This is a genomic window from Microbacterium sp. 69-7, assembly GCF_001897985.1.
GTDB classification, from domain to species: Bacteria; Actinomycetota; Actinomycetes; order Actinomycetales; family Microbacteriaceae; genus Microbacterium; species Microbacterium laevaniformans.
On sequence record NZ_MKRU01000065.1, the window covers coordinates 1 to 5,800 of the forward strand.

A 5,800-nucleotide genomic window follows, 5' to 3' on the forward strand; every position below is an offset into this window, starting at 1 on the left:
TGTTCAACGCCGTGGCCACGCGCGACGAACGCGCACGGATCGCGGACATTCAGGCAGCCATGCCGGCCGACGTGTTCGCCGTCGACGAGCAGGACCGCGATCGAGCGCTCGCACTGATGCAGGAGGCCCGGAGCCTCACCGAGGCCGTCATCGAGCGCGCCGGGTCGACCGGCGAGCCGCAAGCGGCCGCGCTGGCCTCGGCACGCGCCGCGACGGCGACCGTCGAGGAGCTGTGGCGGCAAGACGCCGCGGCCTACACCGCGGCGTACCTCGCGGCCGCGCGCCGCTACTTCACCGATCGCGGCGTGACGTGCGAGGTCGAGCTGACGACGACTCCGACCGGAGAGCCGGCGACGTGGGACACGCTCACCGACCAGGTGCACGAGTACGCACGCACCAACGCTCCGCTGCCCATGACGGGTGAGGCCCCCGACTACAGCGACGGATCGCCGGCCGACGCGCTACGCCGCGCCGGCCTGACCTACGCCGATCGCGCGGTGCAGGCATGACCGCCGTCCCCCAGCTCGTCGACCAGGTGCTCGACCAGGCGCAGGCAGCGCATCCGGGCGTCGAGTTCGGCATCACCCTGTCGCTCGCGAACTCGCTGCTGCTGCCGAAGGACGGCGACAAGCTGTGGCGGCCCGACTCACAGGGCCGCATCGGCTACTACAGCGGGCACGTCTACCGAGACTGCCTCGTCGACGCGATCCCCTCCGAGAAGCCGGCACCGATCGACTACCTCGTGATCGTGTCGCCGGTCTACGGGACCAGCGACGCCGCTGAGGAGGCCGTGACCTACTACGGCGACCTGCGCACAGGAGCGATCGGCACGAGCCTGCCCGAGGACGTGCAGACCGATCCGCCGGCCGAGCACGCCTGAGCTACCTGCGGTTGCTCGTCGGCGGCCCCGTCCACCGCACGTACTCCGACCAGGTGCACTCGGCCGCGAGCTGCATCCCGTTGTCGGGGAAGTAGCCGATGAGCTGCCGCTGATCCGGGTCGGGATCGTAGGTCACCGACCGGAGCAGCCGGCGGCCGCGGACCTCGACGAGCCGGATGATCGCGATGCGCCGGCTGCGGTCGAACACGTACCAGGTGCCCGGCTCGACGCCGGCCTGCACCTGAGACATGGGGGACCAGTGCTGCACCACGACCTCGACCGTACGTCGAGCCACCGACGCCTGACCGGAAACGATCGTTTCCGGCGGTGCCGTCGACGACACCGCCGGAAAGGCGACACGCCGTCATCGAGCGCACCGAAACTGTGCACCGAAACTCGAATGCACCGAAACATCCATCCTCCCGTTTTCGGTTGGGTTCTGGTAGAATCGGAGTAGCTCACGGAAGGGGCGGATTATGGCTCACGCGATCGCAACCGATCGACAGGCGCAGGCTGTCGTCGAGGACCGTCTGGCATTCGCTGATGCCGCGCTCGCCCTGGCCGGCCACGAGGTCACCGACCCGACGCTGCGCGCGCTCATGGAGCGGGTGGCCAGCAACGAGCTGACCGCCGACGAGGCCGTTGCGGCGATGCGTCGACACGTTCAGGGCTGATGCCGCGCGGCACCACCTTCCGTACCTGGGATGACTACTTCATCCCAGGTACGTCTGTGTTGAGGAACAAGTTCACCGCGCCGGGCAAGCCCTACGGTGAACCTGACCCGGACAAGCTGCGCACGATGGAAGAGGGTGCTGCGGCGTTCCGATTGGAAGAGTTGCGGCAGCACCCGATCGCGGGCCGGTTTGACTATGACCACATGAAGGCGATCCACGGCGCGATCTTCCAGGACGTCTACGACTGGGCCGGCGTGCCACGGGTCGGCCCGGATACGCCGATGAGCAAGGACGGTCCGAACGTGCTCGACCCGAGCAGTACGGAGCTGATCGCCTATCGCTACTACCCCGGCGGTGAGCCGATGAACGAGGCTGCCGAAGCGCAGTACGCAAAGCTCGCCGGCAAAGACTTGCTGCGCGGCTTGCCCGAGGCCGAGTTCGTCGACGAGCTGGCCGAGACGTGGGGCGAGGTCAACGTGATCCACAGCTTCCGGGAGGGCAACACTCGATCGCAGTTCGTGTTCTTCTCCCAGCTCGCGGAGCAGGCCGGCTATCGGATCGACCCGGCTCAGTTCGCGCCGGGTGCGCCGCTGCGCGACGAGTTCGTGCGGGCCCGATTCCACGGCCAGGCCACCGGACGTAACGACCGACTGGCGGCGGTGCTGGGGAAGGCGATCGCCCCTTTTGAGTCGGCCCCCCGCGACACGCCGCCGGGGGCCGTGAGCAGGAGCCCGCTCTGGCAGGCGAGCTATCCGGGGTCCGCGGCCGACGCGACTCGGCCGGTGGCACCGCCGACCGCTCGCGGGGGCAGCGGGACTACAGCCGGCCGAGCCTACGGGGCGGGACAGGAGGGGCGAGGATGACCACCACGACCACGAGGGCGGAGCGTGCACGTTGGGTCGCTGAGGCGATCCACAGCACGGAGATGGAGGGCCTGACGGTAGGTGCGGCGACGCGTGCCGATGCAGGCTTGTATGTCGAGGGGGCCATCGACTCCGACGAGCTGGTGACGCGCCACCCGAGCCCGCTACGGACTGACTGCCGAGGAGACAGCGGGGGAGGAGATGCGCTGATGGAGCGGTTCGACATCGAGGAGCGCTGGCCCGAGCTGTTCGTGCAGCTCGACGACGTGCAGCGCAACTCCGTGCGCCAGTCGCTCGCGGCCGGCTGGCACGAGGGCTTCGAGCCCACCCGCGAGGACGTGGAGAACCTGACCGAGTTCGCTCGCGGTGCGATCGACTTCGACGAGTACCGGCGTCGCGGTGATCGCGCGGTGCGCCGGTTCATGGAAGGACGCGCGTCGTGAACGTCGTCGGATACGCGCGGGTGAGCACGCGCGAGCAGAACCCGGAGGCGCAGGAGGCCGAGCTGCGCGCGGCCGGCGCCGGCAGGGTGTTCGTCGATCGAGGAGAGTCGAGCCGGATCACGGAGCGGCCGCAGTGGGTCGCGTGTCTGGACTATCTGCGCGAGGGCGACACGCTCGTGATCCGCGCGCTGGATCGCATCGCGGGCACCGAGCTGATGGCCATCGAGTTGATCCGCGACCTCGGCCGCCGCGGCGTCCGCCTGCGGAGTCTGACCGAACCGTTCCTCGACGTCGACACGTCGACGCCGATGGGGGAGGCCATCGTCGGGATCATGGCCGTGCTCGCCCAGCTCCGTGTCGCGACGATCCGCGACAACACCCTGCGCGGTCTTGCACACGCCCGCGCGCAGGGCCGCGTCGGCGGCCGCCCCTCGGTGATGACCACGGAGCGGACCGTGGAGGCAGCTCGGATGCGCGACGCGGGCCTGAGCATCGCGAAGATCGCGCGCACGTTCGGCGTCGGTGCGTCCAGCGTCTCTCGGGCTCTCGCGAAGCACGACGAGAGCCAGCCGGCCGGTGCGTCTTAGCCTCCTGTCTCGTCCTCGCTGAGCCAGTCCGCGACCTCGGAGCTGAGGTAGCGGATCGTGCGCGGCGTGAGGGTGATGTAGGCGGGGCCGCGGCCCTCGTCCCGGAGTCGTTTGAGGTCGCGCACGTCGACGCCGAGCTGCGCGGCCAGTTCGCCGGGAGTGAGCATCTTGGGACGCTTGCGGGGGCCGGTCACTGGCACGATTCGCACCCCGTCTCCTCGGCCGGGTCGACCGGAACCAGGTAGCCGTCGACCGCCTCGACGTCGGCCGCGCTCTGCTGCTGGCCGGGCATCATTCGGCGTCCTTGGTGAGGGTGTCGACGACGGTCACCAGCTCGGCGCCGGTCGCGGTGACCGTGTTCGCCAGGTGGTAGCCGGCGCGGCCGTAGTCCGCGAGTTGCTGATCCCGCTCGGCCACGTTGCGAAGTAGCCGCGGCCGATCCTCGTCCCTCGACGGGAGCGTGGTCGTGATCGTCGTGAAAGCAACCAGAGTGCTCATCGTGACGTCCTCTCCTTTGTGTGTGTCCGTCCGAAAGTGGGAAGTTCGGCGCGTGCGCCGAGCTGCCTGCTTTCGGCGGAACACTTGCCGCCTTGCACGCAGTGGAGAGGCGGTCAAGGGGAGCCCGCAGGGCTCTCCCGGAGGGACGCGAAGCGCCCTTGACGGGCTCGGAGCGGAGTGCAACCCCGCAACGCGGGGGAACGCAACAGGCCCCGCACCGGAAGCCGGTAGCGGGGCCTGAGAGACGAACGAATCAGCCAGCCGGCACGGCCTCCTCGGTCGACGTCTCGGCAGGCTCGGGTGTTGGCTTCGGAGCCGCAGGCTTGCGCGCTGCGCGGCGCTTCACGCGCGCCTTCTTCTCGGGCTCGGGCAGGCCGATCTTGCGAAGTTCGTCGGCACTCCACCCGGCGCTCTGCGCGGCGTTGTACGCGCGCACGTCGTCGCGTTCGGCATCCGCGATCCGCTCCGCGATCCGTGCTTGCAGATCGGCCAGCTCGCGGGCCGTCTCCTCCTGCACGTCGACGAGCCGCTGCCGCGCCTCCGCGACGGTGCGAACCGCGTTGATGCGGCCCTCCTGTAGACGACGGGCGCGCTCGATTGCTTCCTCTGGTGTCAGTTGCGTAGCCATGCACCCATCGTACGAATCGCACACGTTCCCGTCGATCCTCAATGTCATCGAAAGAACACGCCGCGGCGGAGCCGCGACCACTCCCGTCTGTCGACAGGAACGATCCTGAGAGGCGTCCCAGACGGAGCAAGCTATACGATCAGGTGCCCTGATCGGCTTGAGCCTCTCGACAGGGGTCGAAGGGTGCGGCACACTAGACGTGTGGTCCCCGGTGATCCGGGGTCGCTGCGCTGGGCCGAGAGAAGGTGACGAGATGGCAGACGCGGAGGCCGATGGCGGCACGTCTCGCGACGGCCAGAAGCGTCGGCGCCGTGTCACGGGTGGTCGTCAGCACCGTCACGTCGTGAAGGTGACGCCCGAGGAGGAAGGGCAGCTCTACTCTCTGGCGTTGCAGTACAAGGTGAGCGTGCCCAAGCTCCTCGTCGATTCCGCGCTCGCTGGCGGAGCGGCTGAGGCTGCGACGAACGCGAGCGTCCGGCACGAGGTCATCTCTCAGATGTTCGCGACGCATCGACTGTTGGCGACGATCGCGAACAACGTCAACCAGATGGCGAAGGCTACGAACGCGACCGGAGAGACGCAGGCGGAGATGGTGGCGACGCTGCGTAAGGTGCGCGAGGTTGCCGACCGGATCGACGCCTTCGTCGACGAGCTGAGCGGTGCTAGCTCGTGATGCCGAACGTGACCCGCGGCGACCGCATGTCGGGTCTACTGACCTACCTTGCCGGTCCTGGCCGGTCGAACGAGCACGCCGAGCCGCACCTGGTCGCGGGCGACCCTGCGCTGTTGGCGTGGCACGATGACGCCGAGCTGGGACGCGACGCTGCGCTGTCGATAGCGCGGCACCTCGACAAGCCGCGCGCTGCGTTCGGCGTCGAAGTGCCGGGCGGCCATGTGTGGCATTGCTCGCTCTCTCTGCGCGCTGAGGAAGGGCTGCGCACGGACGAGGAGTGGCGCGACATCGCGAACGATTTCGTCAAGGCTATGGAGTTCGACGACCCGGACAGCCCGCGCGCCCCGTGCCGGTGGGTTGCGATCCGGCACGGTGTGTCGACGAACGGGAACGACCACATTCACATCGCCGTGAACCTCGTGCGCGAGGACGGCACGAAGGCATCCGTTCACAACGACTTCCACCGCGCTCAGGTCGCCGCCCGCGCGCTCGAAGTCAAGTACGGGTTGGAGCCGTTGGAGTCCTCGCAGGCCGAACGTTCGACCCGCGGTTAC

At 68.9% G+C, this 5,800-nt stretch carries 11 protein-coding genes and 1 pseudogene; 8 read left to right on the forward strand and 4 right to left on the reverse strand.

Annotated features, from left to right (window positions below; translation table 11 throughout):
* Both BGN98_RS06330 and BGN98_RS06335 read left to right on the forward strand, forming a co-directional pair.
* Positions 1-509, forward strand: a pseudogene (locus BGN98_RS06330) (hypothetical protein); the annotation flags it as partial.
* On the forward strand, positions 506-880 hold the full coding sequence (locus BGN98_RS06335) for a hypothetical protein (protein WP_288120294.1): 375 nt from the start codon (positions 506-508) through the stop codon (positions 878-880). The pseudogene BGN98_RS06330 and the gene BGN98_RS06335, both read left to right, overlap by 4 nt.
* A 1-nt stretch (position 881) precedes the next feature.
* Here BGN98_RS06335 and BGN98_RS06340 read toward each other — a convergent pair whose 3' ends face one another.
* Positions 882-1,175: a hypothetical protein gene (locus BGN98_RS06340; protein ID WP_288120295.1), complete on the reverse strand. Its 294-nt coding sequence runs from the start codon at positions 1,173-1,175 to the stop codon at positions 882-884.
* Positions 1,176-1,356: 181 nt separating this feature from the next.
* On the opposite strand from BGN98_RS06340, the gene BGN98_RS06345 reads away from it, so the two are divergent.
* From BGN98_RS06345 to BGN98_RS06360, 4 genes are read left to right on the forward strand one after another with little or no spacing between them, the layout of a single operon-like run.
* Positions 1,357-1,554, forward strand: coding sequence for a hypothetical protein (locus BGN98_RS06345; protein ID WP_288120296.1), 198 nt, complete (start codon positions 1,357-1,359; stop codon positions 1,552-1,554).
* Positions 1,554-2,417 (forward strand): Fic/DOC family protein, encoded by an 864-nt coding sequence (locus BGN98_RS06350; RefSeq protein WP_288120298.1) that lies wholly within the window; start codon positions 1,554-1,556, stop codon positions 2,415-2,417. Before BGN98_RS06345 ends, BGN98_RS06350 begins: the two co-directional genes overlap by 1 nt.
* Positions 2,414-2,860 carry an antitoxin VbhA family protein gene (locus BGN98_RS06355; protein ID WP_288120300.1) on the forward strand — a complete coding sequence of 149 codons (447 nt, stop codon included), beginning with the start codon at positions 2,414-2,416 and terminating at the stop codon, positions 2,858-2,860. The genes BGN98_RS06350 and BGN98_RS06355 overlap by 4 nt, the downstream gene beginning before the upstream one ends.
* A complete protein-coding gene (locus tag BGN98_RS06360) occupies positions 2,857-3,447 on the forward strand; it encodes a recombinase family protein (protein WP_288120302.1) in 591 nt (196 codons plus the stop codon). The genes BGN98_RS06355 and BGN98_RS06360 overlap by 4 nt, the downstream gene beginning before the upstream one ends.
* Here the strand turns inward: BGN98_RS06360 and BGN98_RS06365 are convergent.
* From BGN98_RS06365 to BGN98_RS06375, 3 genes are all read right to left on the reverse strand, one after another.
* Positions 3,444-3,656, reverse strand: a complete 213-nt coding sequence (locus BGN98_RS06365) for a helix-turn-helix transcriptional regulator (protein ID WP_288120304.1) — start codon at positions 3,654-3,656, stop codon at positions 3,444-3,446. The two genes, BGN98_RS06360 and BGN98_RS06365, sit on opposite strands and share 4 nt — an antisense overlap.
* Before the next feature lie 82 nt (positions 3,657-3,738).
* Positions 3,739-3,945, reverse strand: coding sequence for a hypothetical protein (locus BGN98_RS06370; protein WP_288120306.1), 207 nt, complete (start codon positions 3,943-3,945; stop codon positions 3,739-3,741).
* A 253-nt stretch (positions 3,946-4,198) separates the two neighbouring features.
* Entirely contained in the window at positions 4,199-4,573 is a 375-nt protein-coding gene (locus tag BGN98_RS06375) for a hypothetical protein (protein WP_288120308.1), read from the reverse strand.
* A 253-nt stretch (positions 4,574-4,826) separates the two neighbouring features.
* On the opposite strand from BGN98_RS06375, the gene BGN98_RS06380 reads away from it, so the two are divergent.
* Together BGN98_RS06380 and BGN98_RS06385 are read left to right on the forward strand one after the other, a co-directional pair.
* Positions 4,827-5,246: a MobC family plasmid mobilization relaxosome protein gene (locus tag BGN98_RS06380; protein WP_288120310.1), complete on the forward strand. Its 420-nt coding sequence runs from the start codon at positions 4,827-4,829 to the stop codon at positions 5,244-5,246.
* Positions 5,243-5,800, forward strand: a 558-nt coding sequence (locus BGN98_RS06385) for a relaxase/mobilization nuclease domain-containing protein (protein ID WP_288120312.1), incomplete at its 3' end; no start/stop codon positions are given. The genes BGN98_RS06380 and BGN98_RS06385, both read left to right, overlap by 4 nt.